At 39.9% G+C, this 19,458-nt stretch carries 20 protein-coding genes and 1 riboswitch; of the genes, 17 read left to right on the top strand and 3 right to left on the bottom strand.

The genetic code is table 11. The features are described 5' to 3' along the window. Positions 1-14: 14 nt before the first annotated feature. Positions 15-168: riboswitch (M-box (ykoK) riboswitch) on the top strand. Between the two features lie 192 nt (positions 169-360). The 8 genes from mgtA (at position 361) to QM469_RS07500 (ending at position 7,572) form a co-directional block, all read left to right on the top strand. Next, positions 361-3,021: a magnesium-translocating P-type ATPase gene (mgtA, locus tag QM469_RS07465; protein ID WP_414276426.1), complete on the top strand. Its 2,661-nt coding sequence runs from the start codon at positions 361-363 to the stop codon at positions 3,019-3,021. A gap of 135 nt (positions 3,022-3,156) precedes the next feature. Next, the gene (gene spx, locus QM469_RS07470) at positions 3,157-3,555 is read left to right on the top strand and encodes a transcriptional regulator Spx (RefSeq protein ID WP_000591165.1); all 399 of its coding nucleotides are present in this window, start codon (positions 3,157-3,159) and stop codon (positions 3,553-3,555) included. Between the two features lie 66 nt (positions 3,556-3,621). After that, the gene (locus QM469_RS07475) at positions 3,622-4,194 is read left to right on the top strand and encodes an SP0191 family lipoprotein (protein ID WP_414276427.1); all 573 of its coding nucleotides are present in this window, start codon (positions 3,622-3,624) and stop codon (positions 4,192-4,194) included. 96 nt (positions 4,195-4,290) lie between these two features. Continuing rightward, positions 4,291-4,557, top strand: a complete 267-nt coding sequence (locus tag QM469_RS07480; protein ID WP_000507060.1) for an IreB family regulatory phosphoprotein — start codon at positions 4,291-4,293, stop codon at positions 4,555-4,557. 3 nt (positions 4,558-4,560) lie between these two features. Continuing rightward, positions 4,561-4,980, top strand: a complete 420-nt coding sequence (gene ruvX, locus QM469_RS07485) for a Holliday junction resolvase RuvX (RefSeq protein WP_153224566.1) — start codon at positions 4,561-4,563, stop codon at positions 4,978-4,980. Between the two features lie 15 nt (positions 4,981-4,995). Further along, positions 4,996-5,307 (top strand): DUF1292 domain-containing protein, encoded by a 312-nt coding sequence (locus QM469_RS07490; protein WP_153224565.1) that lies wholly within the window; start codon positions 4,996-4,998, stop codon positions 5,305-5,307. A 511-nt stretch (positions 5,308-5,818) separates the two neighbouring features. Next, entirely contained in the window at positions 5,819-7,057 is a 1,239-nt protein-coding gene (locus QM469_RS07495) for a bifunctional folylpolyglutamate synthase/dihydrofolate synthase (RefSeq protein WP_153224564.1), read from the top strand. Positions 7,058-7,146: 89 nt separating this feature from the next. Continuing rightward, positions 7,147-7,572: an SP_0198 family lipoprotein gene (locus QM469_RS07500; RefSeq protein ID WP_153224563.1), complete on the top strand. Its 426-nt coding sequence runs from the start codon at positions 7,147-7,149 to the stop codon at positions 7,570-7,572. Between the two features lie 133 nt (positions 7,573-7,705). Here the strand turns inward: QM469_RS07500 and QM469_RS07505 are convergent, their stop codons facing one another. Further along, positions 7,706-8,518: a Cof-type HAD-IIB family hydrolase gene (locus QM469_RS07505; protein ID WP_153224562.1), complete on the bottom strand. Its 813-nt coding sequence runs from the start codon at positions 8,516-8,518 to the stop codon at positions 7,706-7,708. A gap of 197 nt (positions 8,519-8,715) precedes the next feature. On the opposite strand from QM469_RS07505, the gene QM469_RS07510 reads away from it, so the two are divergent. The 7 genes from QM469_RS07510 to QM469_RS07540 all read left to right on the top strand — a co-directional run bounded on the left by QM469_RS07510 (position 8,716) and on the right by QM469_RS07540 (position 15,116). Further along, a complete protein-coding gene (locus QM469_RS07510) occupies positions 8,716-10,137 on the top strand; it encodes an NCS2 family permease (protein ID WP_153224561.1) in 1,422 nt (473 codons plus the stop codon). An 85-nt stretch (positions 10,138-10,222) separates the two neighbouring features. Beyond that, the gene (gene tsaE, locus QM469_RS07515; RefSeq protein WP_153224560.1) at positions 10,223-10,666 is read left to right on the top strand and encodes a tRNA (adenosine(37)-N6)-threonylcarbamoyltransferase complex ATPase subunit type 1 TsaE; all 444 of its coding nucleotides are present in this window, start codon (positions 10,223-10,225) and stop codon (positions 10,664-10,666) included. Further along, on the top strand, positions 10,656-11,177 hold the full coding sequence (locus tag QM469_RS07520; protein ID WP_153224559.1) for a GNAT family N-acetyltransferase: 522 nt from the start codon (positions 10,656-10,658) through the stop codon (positions 11,175-11,177). Before tsaE ends, QM469_RS07520 begins: the two co-directional genes overlap by 11 nt. A gap of 4 nt (positions 11,178-11,181) precedes the next feature. Further along, positions 11,182-12,201 (top strand): biofilm formation/cell division transcriptional regulator BrpA, encoded by a 1,020-nt coding sequence (gene brpA, locus QM469_RS07525; protein ID WP_153224558.1) that lies wholly within the window; start codon positions 11,182-11,184, stop codon positions 12,199-12,201. A gap of 79 nt (positions 12,202-12,280) precedes the next feature. Next, complete coding sequence (locus QM469_RS07530; RefSeq protein WP_153224557.1) at positions 12,281-13,549, top strand: competence/damage-inducible protein A; 1,269 nt, start codon at positions 12,281-12,283, stop codon at positions 13,547-13,549. Positions 13,550-13,590: 41 nt separating this feature from the next. Next, complete coding sequence (gene recA / locus QM469_RS07535; protein ID WP_153224556.1) at positions 13,591-14,745, top strand: recombinase RecA; 1,155 nt, start codon at positions 13,591-13,593, stop codon at positions 14,743-14,745. 176 nt (positions 14,746-14,921) lie between these two features. Then, a complete protein-coding gene (locus QM469_RS07540; protein WP_248034440.1) occupies positions 14,922-15,116 on the top strand; it encodes a PspC domain-containing protein in 195 nt (64 codons plus the stop codon). A gap of 589 nt (positions 15,117-15,705) precedes the next feature. Here the strand turns inward: QM469_RS07540 and QM469_RS07545 are convergent. Further along, positions 15,706-16,260: a GNAT family N-acetyltransferase gene (locus tag QM469_RS07545; RefSeq protein WP_281335279.1), complete on the bottom strand. Its 555-nt coding sequence runs from the start codon at positions 16,258-16,260 to the stop codon at positions 15,706-15,708. Between the two features lie 108 nt (positions 16,261-16,368). Between QM469_RS07545 and QM469_RS07550 the strand changes: the two genes are divergently transcribed. Beyond that, on the top strand, positions 16,369-17,739 hold the full coding sequence (locus QM469_RS07550; RefSeq protein WP_414276428.1) for an MATE family efflux transporter: 1,371 nt from the start codon (positions 16,369-16,371) through the stop codon (positions 17,737-17,739). 96 nt (positions 17,740-17,835) lie between these two features. Further along, positions 17,836-18,552 carry a YebC/PmpR family DNA-binding transcriptional regulator gene (locus QM469_RS07555; protein ID WP_371607896.1) on the top strand — a complete coding sequence of 239 codons (717 nt, stop codon included), beginning with the start codon at positions 17,836-17,838 and terminating at the stop codon, positions 18,550-18,552. 221 nt (positions 18,553-18,773) lie between these two features. Here QM469_RS07555 and QM469_RS07560 read toward each other — a convergent pair whose 3' ends face one another. Next, positions 18,774-19,433, bottom strand: a complete 660-nt coding sequence (locus QM469_RS07560) for a hypothetical protein (RefSeq protein WP_414276429.1) — start codon at positions 19,431-19,433, stop codon at positions 18,774-18,776. Between the last annotated feature and the right edge of the window lie 25 nt (positions 19,434-19,458).

Genomic DNA, 19,458 nt, shown 5'->3' on the forward strand with positions numbered 1-19,458 from the left:
TTTATACTGAAAGGCGAAAACGGTAGGTGAGGCTACCATAGGGATACGGATGACTACCGCAAAGCAGTGGAGACACTACTCGTTGGTCAACAGTCCTGGTCGCGAAGGTCAAGACTAAGCTCATTACATCGCCCTATGGAGTTAAAGCTTGAACGAAAACAGATAATCAGTTTTTTAGTCCTGCCATTTTATGGCAGGACTTTCTGCTATTTTAAAACAAAGAAAGGAGAAAAACGATGCAAATTGACGATCATCCAGAACCGCACATACACAGCCAATCGCTGATTTGTGTCGTTTTGTCCTTATAAAGTGATTGGACTCTGTGTATGAAATCACCATTCATACAGATAGGAGAAACCAATGAAAACTACAAAAGAAAGACTAGCAGCAGCTATTCAAACTCCATTTAAAGAGAGTCTAGCTTTTTACCATACAAGTTTAAAGGGCTTAGATTCTGAACAGGTCGAAGAAAACCGTGACTTATATGGTGAAAACACCATTACAAAAGGTCAAGAGGATTCCATCTTTAAAAAGATTTATGAGTCCATTATCAATCCTTTCACAATTATTTTGCTGGTGATTGCCTTTATCTCTCTCGTTACAAACGTCTGGCTTGCCAAACCTGGTCAAGAAGATCCAACGACTTCTATCATTATCGTTGTCTTGGTTTTGATTTCAGGAGGTATCCGTTTTGTCCAAGAATTGCGGAGCGACAAGGCAACAACCAATCTTTCAAAAATGATTGTCAATACAGCAACTGTTATTCGTGATGGTCTTGAACAAGAGTTACCAATCGATGAGTTGGTTGTGGGAGATCTCGTGAAATTGAGTGCTGGAGATATGATTCCAGCAGATGTCATCTTATTTGAATCACGCGACTTTTTCGTTCAACAGTCAGGTTTGACTGGAGAAAGTGATGCAGTTGAAAAGCTTGCTTTAAATAAAGCTACTAATCAAAATGTAGAGAGTCTTTTAGAAGCAGAATCTTTGGCATTCATGGGGACAAACGTTATCTCAGGAAGTGCTACAGCTATGGTTCTAGCTGTTGGTGATGACACCATGATGGGAGCTATTGAACAGACTCTCAACACTTACGATGAACCAACTTCTTTTGAACGTGAAATGAACAGCATTTCTTGGCTCTTGATCCGCTTGATGCTTGTCATGGTTCCAATCGTGTTTTTCGCAAATGGATTGACTGATGGAGACTGGCTAGAGGCTGGAGTATTTGCCTTGAGCGTCGGTGTCGGACTTACACCAGAAATGCTTCCAATGATTATCACAGCTAGTTTGGCCAAAGGTTCCATTATCATGGCCAAAGAAAAAGTCGTGATTAAAAAACTCAATGCCATTCAGGACTTAGGAGCAATTGATATCCTATGTACAGATAAAACTGGAACTCTAACGCAAGATGAGATTGTCTTAGAATACCCTTTGGATATCCACGGTGATTTGGATATGGCAGTCTTAAGAAGAGCTTATCTAAATTCACATTTCCAAACCGGTTTGAAAAACTTGATGGACCGTGCCATTATCAGTAGAACTGAAAAAGAAGCCAAAGAACACGCTATCCTACAAAATCTAGATACCAGTTTTCAAAAAATTGACGAGCTTCCATTTGACTTTGAGCGCAGACGTATGAGTGTTATCGTCAAAGATGACAGCAATGTTGTTAGTATGGTGACCAAAGGCGCTTTAGAAGAAATGTTGAACATTTCGACACATGTGGAATATCGTGGAGAAATAATCCCTATTACGGAAGGTATTCGCAAAGAAGTACTGGCAGAAGTTGGTCAATTAAACCGTCAAGGCTTGCGTGTCTTAGGTGTTGGCTACAAATCAGGTTTACGTGAAGACTATGCCTATGCTGTGGATGATGAAAGTGATATGATCCTTACGGGTTACCTTGCCTTCTTGGATCCACCCAAACCATCTGCAGCACCAGCTATTCAGGCTTTACTTGAGCATGGTGTCAGAACAAAAATTTTGACTGGGGATAATGAAAAAGTAACTCAAGCCATCTGTGAAAAGGTTGGTTTGGACGTTGAGCATATGCTCTTGGGCTCTGATATCGACAAAATGACAGATCAAGAATTGGCAGAAGCAGTTGAAAGAGTGACAGTATTTGCTAAATTGTCTCCTGACCAAAAAGCTCGTATCATTCTACAGTTAAAGAGAAATGGTCATGGTGTTGGTTATATGGGGGATGGTATTAACGATGCTCCATCTATGAAGGTGTCAGATGTGGGTATTTCTGTAGATACAGCAGTCGATATCGCTAAGGAAACAGCAGATGTTATTTTGCTAGACAAGGATCTCATGGTTCTTGAAACTGGTATCGTTGAAGGTCGTAAGGTCTACGCTAACATGACCAAGTACATTAAGATGACCGTCAGTTCAAACTTTGGGAATATCTTCTCACTTCTTGTTGCGAGTATTTTCTTGCCGTTTTTACCAATGGCTCCTGTACATCTAATCGTCCTAAATCTAGTTTATGATTTGTCCTGTGTAGCCTTGCCGTTTGATAATGTGGATCAAGACTTCCTAAAACAACCCCATACATGGGAAGCAAAATCCATTACCCGATTTATGGTTTGGATGGGGCCTATCTCATCTATCTTTGATATTTTGACCTTTATCTTCCTTTACTTTATCATTGTTCCAATGATAACAGGCCATCATTATGTTCACGGGTCAGAATCTGCCCTTCAGTTTATTATCTTATTCCAGACAGGATGGTTCATCGAATCTATGTGGTCTCAAACCATGGTCATCCATATGCTTCGTACAGCAAAAGTTCCTTTTGTACAAAGCAGACCAGCTTGGCTTGTGATTTTTATGACTCTGATTGCAGCTTTTTTCGTAACCAGTCTACCTTATGGACCGCTAGTAAATATACTTCGTCTGGCACCGTTAGGACTTCCTTACTTCTTATTCTTAATCTGTATTATTTTCTTGTATATGTTTAGCGTCACAGTTATTAAGAAATTTTATATTAAGAAGTATAAAGAATGGTTATAGTTCGTGTTTTGTCAAGAAAAAAGTTCAAAAATTGCCAAAAAAGTTAAAATTTTTTTAAAATAGGTCGCAAGTCCGATGTTTTTTATGGTATAATAGACTAAACTGATAGTAACATGTAGCGAAAGGGGTAGGTACATGATTAAAATTTATACAGTCTCAAGTTGTACTAGCTGTAAAAAAGCGAAGACCTGGCTCAATGCCCACCAGTTAAGTTATAAAGAACAAAACCTCGGTAAGGAAGGAATTACGAGAGAAGAATTACTTGATATTTTGACAAAAACAGATAATGGAATTGCAAGTATCGTATCATCGAAAAATCGTTATGCAAAGGCCCTTGGTGTTGATATCGAAGATTTGAGTGTCAATGAAGTGCTCAACTTAATTATGGAAACACCACGTATCTTGAAAAGTCCGATTCTTGTAGATGAGAAACGCCTACAAGTTGGTTATAAGGAAGATGATATCCGTGCCTTTTTGCCACGCTCTGTCCGTAATGTGGAAAATGCAGAAGCGCGTTTACGTGCGGCTCTATAAAACATCAAGGCTGGGAGTGACTCCTGGCCTTCTCTAATATTTAAATTTGATAACATGTGAGGATTTATGAAAAAGTTAGTCATTGGAACATTCGCAACGCTATTTTTGCTCGTTGGATGTGGTCAGAAAAAAGAAACAGCAGCTTCAACTACTGAGAGTTCTCAAGAAGCCCTACAGTCTACCTTGCCCGTATTAGAAAATGCATCCAAGAATACGGTTGTGACCAAGACCTTGGTGTTGCCAGCTGATGAGAGTGGTGCTCAGCAAACTCAAATCATTACCTACAAAGGCAATCAATTTTTAAGCTTGACCATTCAGCAAAAACGTCCTGTATCAGAAGATTTAAAAGCTTATATTTCTGAACGAGGACTAGAAGAAGCTAAAAAAGCTCTAAAAGAAGCTGAGGACAAAGATGAGTCTGTTCAAGCAGCTCGAAAAATTTCAGGCTTTACCATTGAAACGACTCTTTTAAATGAGAAAGAAATGGAAACTAAGACTAGCTATGATTTCCAAACGATGGATATTAAAAAAGCCAGCGAAAACGAATATTTGAAGAATGTTGGACTGGAAAACCTATTGAAAAACGAACCAGAGGACTATATCGCAAATCGTGTTGCAAATGGGGCAACAGTCAAGTAGAAAGTCACAGAAAATCAACAGAATCAGACTGTGTGATTTGTAGAACGACCGTGAATGTGCTATAATAGTACTATTCTAAGGAAAGAGGGTGTTAGAATGGGATTTACTGAAGAAACCGTACGTTTTAAATTGGACGATTCCAATAAAAAAGAAATCAGCGAAACATTGACAGATGTCTACGCTTCCTTGAACGAAAAGGGCTATAACCCTATTAATCAGATTGTAGGCTATGTTCTTAGTGGTGACCCAGCTTACGTTCCTCGTTATAACAATGCACGAAATCAAATCCGTAAGTACGAGCGAGATGAAATCGTTGAAGAATTGGTCCGCTACTACCTTAAAGGACAAGGAGTCGATCTATAATCTATGAGAATTATGGGATTGGACGTTGGTTCAAAAACGGTAGGGGTAGCGATTAGTGATCCACTTGGGTTTACGGCTCAAGGGCTTGAAATCATCCAAATCAATGAAGAGCAAGGTCGGTTTGGTTTTGAACGTCTCAAAGAATTGGTTGAAGCCTATAAAGTGGAGCAGTTTGTTGTTGGTTTGCCTAAAAACATGAACAATACAAGTGGCCCACGGGTGGAAGCTAGCCAGGCATATGGCGAGAAGTTGGTAGAGCTCTTTGGCTTACCGGTAGATTATCAAGATGAACGCCTAACTACGGTCGCTGCAGAGCGTATGTTGATTGAGCAAGCGGATATTAGTCGCAATAAGCGTAAAAAAGTTATTGATAAATTAGCCGCTCAATTGATTTTGCAAAATTATTTAGATAGAAAATTTTAAGACAGAGGAGAAACTATGTCACACGATCACAATCACAACCACGATCACGAAGAACGTGAACTTATTACACTTGTAGATGAGCAAGGAAACGAAACCTTGTTTGAAATCCTTTTGACCATTGACGGAAAAGAAGAATTTGGTAAAAACTATGTTCTTCTTGTACCAGTTAACGCAGAAGAAGACGAAGATGGACAAGTTGAAATCCAAGCTTACTCATTCATCGAAAATGAAGATGGAACAGAAGGCGAATTGCAACCAATCCCTGAAGATTCAGAAGATGAATGGAACATGATTGAAGAAGTCTTCAACAGCTTTATGGAGGAGTAAAAATGTTCAGTGAATATTTTTACCCCAACTCCTAGAAAGTGGAAGAGTTGGAACGTCCAGTAGACGTTTTTAGCCTTACGCTAAAAATAAAGACCGTAAGTAAGTCTGGTAGACTGTATCAGCCCTGCTTCTAGAAATAAGAAAAAGCAGGAACGTCCGAGGAACATTTTTACCCTTGTGATAAAAATGAAGACTGCAAGTAAGTCCGGTGGGTGTTTTTAGTCCCCACTAAAAATAAAATTTAGCTAGGAACTAGCAAATTAGGTAAGAGGTTGGGATAAAAATCCCGGCCTCGCTTTTTATTAGCCACCAAATTTTGACGCGGTAGCTGATTGGACTTTTTGTTCGTCTTTTAGACTCCCAAAAGCTTTTTTGGTGAAAAATTTCATTTTTCTATCCGCAACCTTCAACAATCAAATGAATTGTTGAAGCCTCGCGGGGCTGGGACTACGAAATCGAGACTTCGTCAATCGATTTCTGTCCCACCGTCTTTTTTATTAAGGAGATACATATGTTTGAAGTTGAAGAATGGCTTCATAGTCGGATTGGCTTGAATTTCCGATCGGGTTTGGGGCGGATGCAACAAGCGGTGGATTTGTTGGGGAATACTGAGAAAACTTATCCTATTATCCATGTGACAGGAACTAATGGCAAGGGGTCTACTATTGCTTTTATGAGGGAACTCTTTGTTTCTCATGGCAAAAAGGTTGGAACCTTTACTTCGCCCCACATTGTTAGCATCCATGATCGCATCTGTATTAATGGTGACCCCATATTGGACGTAGATTTTATTCGTTTAGCAGATCAAGTCAAAGCAATGGAGCAAAGGCTTCTAGAAACTCACGATCAGCTATCTTTTTTTGAGTTGCTGACCTTGATTGCTTTGCTTTATTTTAAAGAACAAAAGGTGGATCTGGTCTTGCTGGAAGTTGGTATTGGAGGTTTACTGGACACGACTAATGTGGTAACTGGAGAAATTTCAGTTATTACATCGATCGGCCTCGATCACCAAGAGACTTTAGGTAATAGTTTAGCAGAAATTGCTGAACAGAAGGCAGGGATTTTTAAGTCAGGCAAGTCAGCCGTTATTGCCAACCTAGCACCGGAAGCACAGATTGTTTGTCAAAAGGTTGCAGAAGATTTGGGTGTGACTCTCTATCAAGCTGACAAAGATTTTTCTTTCAAAGAAGGACATTTTTCTTCTTCTCTAGTGGACTTGAGCCAATTAAAACTAGGTTTGGAAGGAGCCTATCAAGAGGAAAATGCAGCTCTGGCCTTGCAAACTTTTCTATTGTTTATGACGCAAAGAAGTGAAAAGGTCAATGAAGAGTCCATCCAAGCTGCTTTGAAAACTACCAGATGGGCGGGGCGTTTAGAAGCTGTTACAGAGCACATTTATCTAGATGGTGCCCATAATCTACCGGCTTTAGAACGATTGGTTGAATTTATTCAGGAGAAAATCCAGCAAGGCTATCATCCACAAATCCTTTTTGGTGCTTTGAAGAGAAAAAATTATAGTGGAATGCTTACTTATTTGACAGAACATTTACCTGATACAGCTCTCTATGTGACGAGCTTTGACTATCAGGGTTCCTTGGAGGACCAAGACTTGAGTGACTATCATAGAGTTTCCTCATATCGAGATTTTATAGATGGCTTTGAAGCTTCTGCAGGGGAGAAAGATTTACTGTTTGTGACGGGTTCTCTCTATTTTATATCAGAGGTTCGTGCCTATCTTGTGAATGTTTGACCTCGCCCCTCTCTTTATTTAATATAGTAGAGGTGAAATGGCTCAGCAGTATTATGCTGCTTCATAGTTGTTAAAAGAAAGGAGATCCTATGTCACTAAAAAAATTCACACTTTCTCTTGCTGCTTTGGCAAGTCTTAGTCTCTTAGCTGCTTGCTCCCCAAAAGCGCAGTCAACTCCTTCCTCTCAAGTAAGCACTAGTGCAGAAGCGAGCACTAGTCAGAAATCGGAAACGTCAGCTTCTAGTTCAACAGCTAGTTCAGTAACTAATATTGATGGAACCTATACGGGACAAGATGATGGGGACACCGTTATCTTGGTCGTTACTGGAAATACTGGAACATGGACGGAAGTAGAGCCTGATAGTGATCAGGAAATTAAAAAGGTAACCTTCGAACCAGAAAACCAGAGAGTCTTTGTTGGAGACGATATCAAGGTTTATGTAGCAGAAGAAAACCAGATTATCATTGATGATATGGATCGTGAGATTTCAGACCGTATCGTGTTAAAGAAATAAACATTATTTGTAGGGATTTGAATCTAAATTAACCAGATTCAAGTCCTTTTTCTTCCATCAATTTCTGGTGATTAAAAAATTCCATACTTTTAAGGTAGTTAAGTTCTACCCAAAAAGTACAGAACGGATGGTGTTAAAGGAAGTGTTCCTGTAAAAAGTGAGCGACTCCATCTTCCTCGTTGGTTAGTGGCAACTGTTGGTCAGCGAAAGGAAGTAGAGCAGGATTAGCATTTTTCATAGCATATCCTTTGCCTGCAAAGGAAAGCATTTCTTGGTCATTGTGTTCGTCGCCAAAGGCAATTAAATTCTGTTTGTCTATATTCATGACATTGAGAAGATATTCAAGGGCAAAGGCCTTGTGAACTCCTTTGGGTGTACATTCGAGGATGTTTAAAGGACCACCCCAAGTGTTAATATTGAGTTGGTGCTTGTAAAACTGATTCATCTCTTCTGCTAGGGCATATTTGTCACTTGCGCGAGTCTGCAATAAAATGCAGTTAGGATCCTTGGTGACAAGTTCAGAATTAAACTGATTTTCAGGTCTGAAGTTTTCAACACCAAATAGCCTAGGGTCGGCAATGTCCTTGTCTGGAGCTGTAATGTAAAACTTTTTACGGTATTCACCTGCGATAAAGTCGGCCTCGATTTCCTCTTTTCGTTGAACCATATCTAAGAGATACTTTTTATCAACAGTCAGGCATTTTTCATGCTCCCAAACCTTACCAGGCAAGTGAGTGAGTGAACCATTGAAATTGATCATAGGCGTTTCAAGTTCAAGCTGGTCATAAAAATCTTTAGCCATACGATAAGGGCGACCTGTTGCAATCACGACATGGTGGCCCTTTTTAGATATTTGTTTGATAGTATCCTTGGTAAAATCCGATAATTTGCTTTCGCCATTAAGTAAGGTTCCGTCCAAGTCGACGGCAATCATTTTTTGGGTCATAAGATCCTCCCGAATCTAGTTTCAGATAAGATGTTTTCTATTATATCAAAAAGCGGAGAGAAAAGCTGACTCTAAGTGAAATGCGGGAGAACAATATCTATTAGTGTTTTTTAATTTTTTAAAAAAACACCTTGAAAAGGTGAATGATTGATGATATAATGGTTCTATTGTTCGTAAAATGACAAAGGAGATTAAAAATGGACAAACTATTTAAACTAAAAGAGCACGGGACAGACGTCCGTACAGAGGTTCTTGCTGGTTTAACAACTTTCTTTGCAATGAGTTATATTCTCTTTGTAAACCCTCAAATGCTTTCACAAACAGGAATGCCTGTTCAGGGTGTATTCTTGGCAACAATCATCGGTTCTGTTGTGGGAACTTTGATGATGGCCTTCTATGCTAACTTGCCATATGCACAAGCTCCAGGTATGGGACTTAACGCCTTCTTTACATTTACAGTTGTATTTGGGATGGGCTACACTTGGAAAGAAGCTCTTGGGATGGTCTTCATCTGTGGAGTTATTTCACTGATTATTACATTGACCAATGTTCGTAAAATGATCATTGAGTCTATTCCTACAACACTTCGTTCAGCGATTTCAGCAGGTATTGGGGTTTTCCTTGCTTATGTTGGGATTAAGAATGCTGGTCTCTTGAAATTCTCGATTGACCCAGGTACTTATACAGTAGCAGGTGAAGGAGCAGATAAGGCTCAAGCAGCACTTACTGCAAACTCAGCAGCTGTTCCAGGATTGGTAGACTTCAACACGCCAGCTGTCTTGGTAGCTCTTGCAGGTATTGCCATTACTATCTTCTTCGTTGTTAAGGGGATCAAAGGTGGTATCATCCTTTCTATTTTGACAACGACAGTTCTTGCGATTGCTGTTGGTCTTGTTGATTTGTCTAGCATTGACTTTGCAAGCAATAATCTTTCATCAGCAGTTAACGATCTAGGAACCTTGTTTGGTGCTGCTCTTGGTTCAGAAGGATTGGGATCTCTGATTTCAAACACCTCTCGTTTGCCAGAAACCTTGATGGCCATTCTTGCCTTCTCATTGACAGATATTTTTGATACTATCGGTACTCTTATCGGTACTGGTGAAAAAGTTGGTATCATTGCAACAAGTGGTGAAAACCATGAGTCAGCTAAATTGGATAAGGCTCTTTACTCTGACTTGGTGGCAACTTCAGTAGGTGCTATTGCAGGTACTTCAAACGTTACAACTTATGTTGAGTCTGCAGCTGGTATCGGTGCTGGTGGACGTACTGGTTTGACAGCTTTGGTTGTTGCCATCTGTTTTGCCCTATCAAGCTTCTTTAGCCCACTTCTAGCAATCGTTCCAACAGCTGCAACTGCACCAATTTTGATTATTGTCGGAATTATGATGCTCTCTAACTTGAAAAATATTCCTTGGGATGATATGGCTGAAGCTGTTCCAGCTTTCTTCACATCTATCTTTATGGGATTCAGTTACTCAATCACACAAGGGATTGCCGTTGGTTTCTTAACTTATACTTTGACGAAGGTTGTCAAAGGTCAAGTGAAAGATGTGCATGTCATGATTTGGATTTTGGATGCCTTGTTTATCTTGAATTACATCAGTATGGCTCTTAACTAATGACAAAAACAAAAAAAGAGGGGAGTCTCCTCTTTTTTTGTTGATGGAAATATCACAAAATAAAACTTTTTGGTATAATAAGTACATGTACACAAAAAATGAAGATGAGTTGATTGCACTTGGGGAAGACCTAGGGCATTTGTTAGAAAGAAATGATGTGTTGATTTTGACTGGTGAATTAGGTGCTGGGAAAACAACGCTAACAAAGGGTCTGGCTAAGGGATTAGACATTCATCAAATGATTAAAAGTCCTACTTATACCATTGTTCGAGAATATGAGGGACGTCTACCCTTATATCACTTAGATGTTTATCGCATCGAAGGGGATGCAGATTCTATCGACTTGGATGAATTTCTTTTTGGTTCAGGTGTAACGGTTATTGAGTGGGGACATCTATTGGGGGAAAATCTTCCATCAGATTATCTGGAGTTAGAAATCCTTAAAAAAGATGAGGGCCGAGAAATCGTCTTTCATGCTCATGGCCAAAGAGCGACAGAACTTTTGAAAGGATTGACGGATGGAGTATGATCTTTTAATCCGTGAAGCGGAAATCCAGGATGCTTCAGCGGTCATTGCTCTCTTAGATCAAATTGGTCAAGAGTCTAATTTTACCAGTCTGGATGAAAATGGGATTGCAATGAGTGAGTCTGAGATGCAACATTTTTTGGATAAGCAGGCCCAGTCGGATAATCAAATTACCCTACTCGCTTTTTTGAATGATGAGTTAGTAGGAATCATCAATACAACAGCTGATCAACGTCCGCGAGTCAGTCATATTGGAGATGTTTTTTTAGGAATAAAAAAAGCTTACTGGGGAAATGGTCTCGGTAGTATCTTGATGGAAGAAACTATTGAATGGGCCAAATCAAGTGGTAGTATTCGACGGTTACAATTGACAGTTCAAAAAAGAAATCTTGCCGCGGTGCATCTGTATGAAAAAATGGGCTTTATCATAGAAGGATTACAGGAACGTGGTGCTTGTATAGAAGGAGGAGAGTTTCTAGATGTTTACCTAATGGGTCAACTGATAGACGAATAAGAGTATGGTAAAAAAAATAATTGGAATGTTTTTGGGTTTGGTCCTTGTGACTGTGCTAGGTGTAGGTGCCTATGCCTATACAATTTATCAGCAAAGTACGCAAACTTTAGCTAAAACCTATAAAAAAATCGGTGAAGAAACCAAGGTAATTGAAGCGACCGAACCTCTGACGATTTTGCTTATGGGCGTGGATACAGGAAATGTTGAACGTACAGACCCATGGGCTGGGAATAGTGATTCAATGATCTTAGTGACAGTGAATCCTAAAACTAAGAAGACGGTCATGATGAGTTTGGAGCGTGATATTCTCACACAAATCCAGCAACCAGATGGTAGTGTTAGAGAAGCGAAACTCAATGCTGCCTATGCTGATGGCGGAGCAGAGTTGTCTATTTCAACGATTCAAAAGATGATGAACATTCATATCGACCGTTATGTGATGGTCAATATGCATGGCCTTCAAAGAATGGTTGATGCTGTAGGTGGTATTACAGTCAACAACACTCTCGGCTTCCCAATTTCTATTCAAGATCAGGAACCTTTTAATACGATTTCGATTGGAGTCGGTGAGCAAACCCTCAATGGTGAAGAAGCCCTTGTTTATTCACGCATGCGTTATCAGGATCCTGAAGGGGACTATGGTCGTCAAAAACGCCAGCGTGAAGTGATTCAAAAGGTTGTCGAGAAAATTCTTAGTTTGAACAGTGTGAGTCACTACCAAGAGATTCTGAAGGCTCTTAGTGACAACATGCAGACAAATATCGAGATTACAACGACAACCATTCCTCAGTTGATGGGTTATCAAGATTCCTTTAAAAATATCGAAACCCAACAATTACGTGGTGAAGGTGAAATGATTGACGGGATTTCTTACCAAATCGTTTCTGGTGAGCATATACTAGAGATGCAAAATCTTTTACGCCGTTCGCTCGGACAACCAGAGGTTACGAATTTGGAGACCAATATAGTCTTGTACGAGAATCTTTTTGGCCACTTGCCACCATCTTCTGAGGAGTCAGAATAACAAGAAACTATCCATCAAATCGTAGGAATTATCCTGCGATTTTTTCAAAGAAATCCGAATAGGTAAGTAGGAGGAAAAAATGAAAGCAGAAATTATAGCTGTTGGAACAGAGATTTTGACAGGTCAGATTGTCAATACCAATGCGCAATTCTTGTCTGAAAAATTGGCTGAAATCGGTGTAGATGTCTATTTTCAGACAGCTGTAGGAGATAACGAGGCTCGTCTCTTATCCTTGTTAGAAATTGCTCAGAATCGCAGTAGTCTAGTCATTTTAACAGGTGGCTTGGGACCGACGGAAGATGATTTGACCAAGCAAACTTTGGCCCAATTTTTGGGACGCGACTTGACTTTTGATCCTCAGGCTCAGGCTAAGCTAGATGACTTTTTTGCTCATCGACCAGACTATGCTAGAACTCCAAATAATGAACGCCAGGCTCAAATCGTTCAAGGTTCAACTCCATTACCAAACGAAACAGGACTGGCAGTCGGTGGTATGATCGAGGTGGCTGGGGTAACCTACGTTGTTCTACCAGGACCTCCAAGTGAATTGAAACCTATGGTCTTAAATGAGTTGCTTCCAAGATTGACAACGGGATCTAAGCTCTATTCACGTGTGCTACGTTTTTTTGGGATTGGTGAGAGCCAGCTAGTGACCATTCTATCAGATTTGATTGACCAGCAGACGGATCCAACCTTGGCACCTTATGCTAAAACTGGGGAAGTGACCCTTCGCTTATCGACCAAGGCTAAGAGTCAAGAAGAAGCAGATCGTGTTCTAGATACTTTAGAACAAAAAATCCTTGAAAGAGAAACTTTTGAGGGCGTTTCACTTCGAGAAATTTGCTATGGCTATGGGGAAGAAACCAGCTTGGCTAGTCTGGTAGTAGAAGAGTTGAAAAAGCAAAAGAAAACTATCACTGCAGCAGAAAGCTTGACTGCAGGTCTTTTTCAAGCTACTTTGGCTGATTTCTCAGGTGTGTCTGCTATCTTTAAAGGTGGTTTTGTGACTTATAGCCTTGAAGAAAAAGCTAAGATGCTTGATATTCCACAGGCTGAATTGGAAAAACACGGAGTCGTCTCAGCCTTTACTGCTGAAAAAATGGCTGAACAGGCGCGAATCAAGACCCAGTCAGATTTTGGCATTAGTTTGACAGGAGTGGCTGGACCAGATAGCCTAGAAGGACATCCAGCAGGTACAGTTTTTATTGCTTTGGCGCAAGCTTCGGGGGCAGAAGTTATCCAGGCCAATATCGCAGGTAGAAGTCGTGCAGATGTGCGAGAAATTGCAGTATTACATGCCTTTAACCTAGTTCGCAAAGCTTTATTAAGTGATGGAGATTTGTTATAATAGAAGAAGGTCTAAGGACTATTAGAATACAGGAGAATAAAATGGCGAAAAAACCAACAAAAAAATTAGACGAAATTGGCAAAAAATTTGGTGCTGATCGTGAAAAAGCCCTAAACGATGCCCTTAAATTGATTGAAAAAGATTTCGGTAAGGGATCAATCATGCGCTTGGGTGAACGTGCAGAGCAAAAGGTCCAAGTGATGAGCTCAGGTTCTTTGGCTCTTGATATTGCACTCGGATCAGGTGGTTATCCAAAGGGACGTATCATCGAAATCTACGGTCCAGAATCATCTGGTAAGACAACGGTTGCCCTTCATGCGGTAGCGCAAGCCCAAAAAGAAGGCGGAATTGCTGCCTTTATCGATGCGGAGCACGCGCTTGACCCAGCCTATGCAGCAGCTCTTGGGGTTAACATTGACGAATTGCTCTTGTCACAACCAGACTCAGGGGAGCAAGGTCTTGAAATTGCTGGGAAATTGATTGATTCAGGTGCAGTTGACCTTGTTGTTATCGACTCAGTTGCTGCTCTTGTACCTCGTGCGGAAATCGATGGAGATATCGGAGATAGCCACGTTGGTCTTCAAGCTCGTATGATGAGCCAGGCTATGCGTAAACTTGGAGCTTCTATTAATAAGACTAAGACAATTGCTATCTTCATTAACCAATTGCGTGAAAAAGTAGGAGTTATGTTTGGTAATCCAGAGACAACTCCTGGTGGACGTGCCCTTAAATTCTACGCTTCTGTCCGTTTGGATGTTCGTGGAAGCACACAAATCAAGGGAACTGGTGATCAAAAAGATACGAGCGTAGGTAAGGAAACCAAGATTAAGGTTGTTAAAAACAAGGTAGCTCCACCATTCAAAGAAGCCTTTGTTGAAATCATGTATGGAGAAGGAATTTCAAGAACTGGTGAGCTTTTGAAGATTGCAAGTGATCTTGACATCATCAAGAAGGCAGGAGCATGGTACTCTTATAAAGACGAAAAGATTGGTCAAGGTTCTGAAAATGCAAAGAAATACTTGGCAGATCATCCAGAAGTCTTTGATGAGATTGACCACCAAGTTCGTGTCAAGTTTGGCTTGATTGAAGACGATGCAGTAGCCGATGAAAAAGTAAAGGCTCCCGAAGTAGAAGTAGCTAATCAAGAAGTGACTCTTGACCTTGGCGATGATCTTGAAATCGAAATTGAAGATTAAAAAGTAAAAGTGGCGGAGGAATCCCCACTTTTTCTGCTATATGAGAATAAAGAAACAAGGTTATGAGAGTAGGAATGACAGATTTTCACAGTAAAAATGAGGAAGACTATTGCAAAAGATTTGATTTGATGATAAAATAAATTGAAAATAAAAGTAATGCCAAGGAGATTGTTGGTATGGAAAAACGTTTAGTTCGCAATGTTCAAGATAAAAAAATTGCAGGTGTTTGTGCAGGTCTTGCTGACTATTTAGATATTGATGCAACACTTGTTCGTGGACTTTGGATTCTCTTCACATTACTAGGTGGATCAGGAATTCTTGCCTATCTCATTCTCTGGCTGATCATGCCAGAAGCTGGAACAAAAGCGTAAACTTAGTGACATTTTTATAAGAGAAATCAAGATAAGGCTGAAACAAAATTGTTTCAGCCTTATTTATAGTGGATTGAAATAAGGGATGAACAATTCGATTAGGAAAGTCAAACTTATTTCTAGAAATATTTTAGAATTCGTAGCGTACTATTATAGATTCAATCTACTATAATTTTGTTGTGTAGCAGATTGAATAGAAAACACTATAGTAGATTCAAATAAGGGATGAACAATTCGATTAGAAAAATCAAACTTATTTCTAGAAATATTTTTAGCAGTCGTGATGTACTATTATAGATTCAATCTACTATAATTTTGTTGTGTAGCAGATTGAATAGAAAATACTATAGTAGATTCAAATAAGGGATGAACAATTCGATTAGGAAAGTCAAACTTATTTCTAGGAATGTTTTTAGCAGTCGTAATGCACTATTCTAGATTCAATCTACTATATTTTGATGGATTTAGCAAAACTTTCTGCTATTTGATTTCGGAATCACAAAAAAATCACCTGTAGCACAGGTGATTGAGTTTTCATTGTCGAGAAGTTTGCAGTTTCTTACTGGGAAGTTAAAGACTGCAGTATAGATTAGTGTTCACTAAAGCGACGGTACTCGATGTGGAAGTCAAAATAATTTTCTTCTTGTAATTTTTGGAAGATATTCCGATAGGCTTCTTCATCAAAGTGGTCGCCACGATATAGAATCTCAAAACTAAGACCTTCGTACTCCAAAAAAGCATTGGCTGTTTTGAAGCCGTTTTGTAGGTAGAAGTCCATGCGGGCTTTTCGTTGTTCGAGGTTATCACAATCTTCGTCCAACCGCTCCACTTCAAGAATCATGGTACGTTGGTAAAAATCAATGAGTTTTTCAATGATTTCTCTCCCGTAGCCATGACTACGGAGATGAGGCATAATAGCAAAGAAGCTAATGTAGAATGCTTTTTGGTTGGAAATGGCAAAAGCGAAGCCGACAAATTCTTCCTCGTTATAGAAAGCGAAAAAGTGGGCATCATCTCTATCCTGGTAACTTAAAAATTCTTCCAAAGAGACGCGTTCTTCTTCAGGAAAGGCTTCCTTGTTTAATTGGTCAACTTTCTCAAGGTCTGGGAATACATCAGTAATTAACTGGCTTGTTAAGGTCATACCTACCCTCCTTTTCTGTCACGATTATACCAGATTGTTTGCATCTAGGCAACGCTTTCTTATCCAAATTCCCTTGTTCCCCTACTAGAAAGCTGATATAATAGCCTTATGAATAAAAAATCAACGGTGGACCTGATTCATGGTCCCATCCTTCCCGCGCTAATTAGTTTTGCATTACCGATTCTACTGTCCAATATCTTTCAGCAACTTTACAATACAGCTGATATCTTGATTGTTGGGCGTTTTTTAGGGCAAGATTCATTGGCGGCAGTCGGAGCAACGACAGCCATTTTTGATTTGATTATCGGCTTTGCCCTCGGTGTTGGAAATGGGATGGGTGTTGTTATTGCACGTCTCTACGGCGCTCGTAATTTTGCTAAGATTAAAGAAGCTGTCGCAGCAACTTGGATTTTAGGGATTATCTTGAGTGTGCTTGTCATGTTGATGGGCTTTTTCGGTCTTTATCCTCTCTTACAGTACCTAGAAACACCTGCAGAAATTCTCCCTCAGTCCTATGAATATATCTCCATGATTGTTACTTGTGTGGGAGTGAGCTTTGCTTATAATCTTTTTGCAGGTTTGCTACGCTCTGTTGGCGATAGTCTTGCTGCGCTTGGTTTTCTTATTTTCTCAGCCATCGTTAATGTCATTCTGGATTTGTATTTTATTACACAATTGCAGTTAGGTGTTCAATCTGCTGGTCTTGCAACCATTATATCCCAGGGTTTGTCAGCTATCCTTTGTTATTTCTATATCCGAAAGAGTGTTCCAGAGCTCCTTCCTAGGTTGAAGGATTTTAAATGGAATAAGGCCCTCTATGTCGATCTCTTAGAGCAGGGGCTAGCCATGGGCTTGATGGGTTCAATCGTCTCTGTCGGAAGTGTTATTTTGCAATCCTCTGTCAATAGTTTTGGAGCAGTCATTATCAGTGCTCAGACAGCAGCACGCCGAATCATGGCCTTTGCCTTATTGCCAATGACGGCTATCTCAGCATCGATGACGACTTTTATCTCTCAAAACTTTGGTGCAAAACGTCCAGATCGCATTGTCCACGGTCTTCGACTAGGGAGTTATATCAGTATGGCTTGGGCAAGCTTTGCTTGTGTATTCCTATTTTTTGCAAGCCCTAGCCTGGTTTCTTTCCTGGCAAGTTCGACAGACGGTTACTTGATTGAAAATGGGGCTTTGTACCTACGCATCAGTTCTGTATTCTATCCGTTTTTGAGTCTTTTATTGATCTATAGAAATAGCTTGCAGGGTCTCGGTCAAAAATTCTTGCCACTTGTATCAAGCTTTATCGAGTTTTTTGGTAAAATTATTTTCGTCGCTTGGATTATTCCTTGGACAGGTTATACAGGTGTGATTCTATGTGAGCCCCTTCTCTGGCTAGTTATGACTGCCCAACTTTACTTCTCACTTTCCAAACATCCATGGATCAAAGAAGGCAAAAAACTCTTGGCTACTGGCGGGAAATCCTAGCTTAATTTACAAAAGAAAATCCATTTCCTCTAGTGAAAATCGGATAGACTTGTGTTATAATAAGAAAGATTAAAATGTGAAAAAAGGAGATTCCTAATGGGACGTAAATGGGCCAATATCGTAGCCAAGAAAACGGCTAAAGATGGAGCTAACTCTAAAGTATATGCAAAATTTGGTGTAGAAATCTATGTAGCAGCTAAAAAAGGTGAGCCAGATCCAGAACTAAACACTGCTTTGAAATTCGTTATCGATCGTGCCAAACAAGCGCAAGTGCCAAAACACGTTATTGATAAGGCTATCGATAAGGCAAAAGGAAACACAGACGAAACCTTTACAGAAGGACGTTACGAAGGTTTCGGACCAAATGGTTCTATGTTGATCGTTGATACCTTGACTTCAAACGTTAACCGTACAGCTGCGAATGTTCGTGCTGCTTTTGGTAAAAACGGCGGGAACATGGGAGCTTCAGGTTCTGTATCTTACCTCTTTGACAACAAGGGTGTTATCGTCTTTGCAGGTGATGATGCTGATGCTATCTTTGAACTCTTGCTTGAAGCAGATGTCGATGTAGACGATGTAGAAGCAGAAGAAGGAACAATCACTGTTTACACAGCTCCAACTGATCTTCACAAGGCTATCGTTGCCTTGCGTGAAGCTGGTATTGAAGAATTCCAAGTAACTGAATTGGAAATGATTCCTCAATCAGAAGTTGAGTTGTCAGGTGAAGATTTGGAAACATTTGAAAAACTCTACGGAGTCCTTGAAGACGACGAAGACGTACAAAAAATCTACACAAACGTAGACGGATTCTAAGAATAAAAATAACCCCTTTGAAAATTCAATATTTTCAAGGGGTTTGTTTATCTTGTGATAACAAAAGGAGCAGGAAAGAGACGGAAATCTCTTTTGCTCAAAACGTTATTAGTAATCTATAATTGTCCATAATCCAATGGATTGTGGAAATATCCTGGTGTTGGGATTTAGAAATCGAGACTTGGTCTACCGATTGTATTCCCAGCACCTTTTTAGTTATGTTAAACTTTCACTCCAGAATCAGATTGTTCTTTTCGGTCCAGTCCGACAGCAAATTTATGAATCAGAAGAAACTGACCATTTTTCTGCTTTACAAAGTTTAAAACAACTGCCTTACTAGGTGAACCTAGGGAGAGGTAGGTGATTCTTTTGGTTTCATAATCACTGTCACTTGAATCTACTTCAGAATCTGGAATCCCATGTTCACTGATAATGTCTTTGTAGTTGGTACCCCCTTGCCCTTGGTTGGAAGGGTCGCCCTCTATTAAGGCATCAAACTGTTCTTGAGTCCAGGTAAAGATCTCTTCTTCCTCTTCATATTCATCAATGGTACTATTTGGCCAATCTTCATTGGTTGGTTCTTCCATGAGATAATTAGAAGAGCTACGATAGCCTCTTATAAAATCAGCGAAGATAGGAGTGAATAGCAGTTGGCTTATCAGTACAATGATAATGGAAATGAGGCCAAAGCTTGAACCAATCATAGCTAATGTTTTTTGATTTTGGAGATTGAGGCCAATGCTGATGACTCCTAAGATCAAGGCAACAAATCCAAGGAGAAAGGCTAGACTATTGATAATTGGTATCCGAGAGCTGAGAAGAGCCAGGGCTCCAAAAATGACAGCAAGGATTCCTAAGGTTTTATACTCTTCTTGTTTCATTTGAAAATTCTCCCATTTCTAGTGT

This window comes from Streptococcus infantis (assembly GCF_047464215.1).
Lineage (GTDB): Bacteria > Bacillota > Bacilli > Lactobacillales > Streptococcaceae > Streptococcus > Streptococcus infantis_P.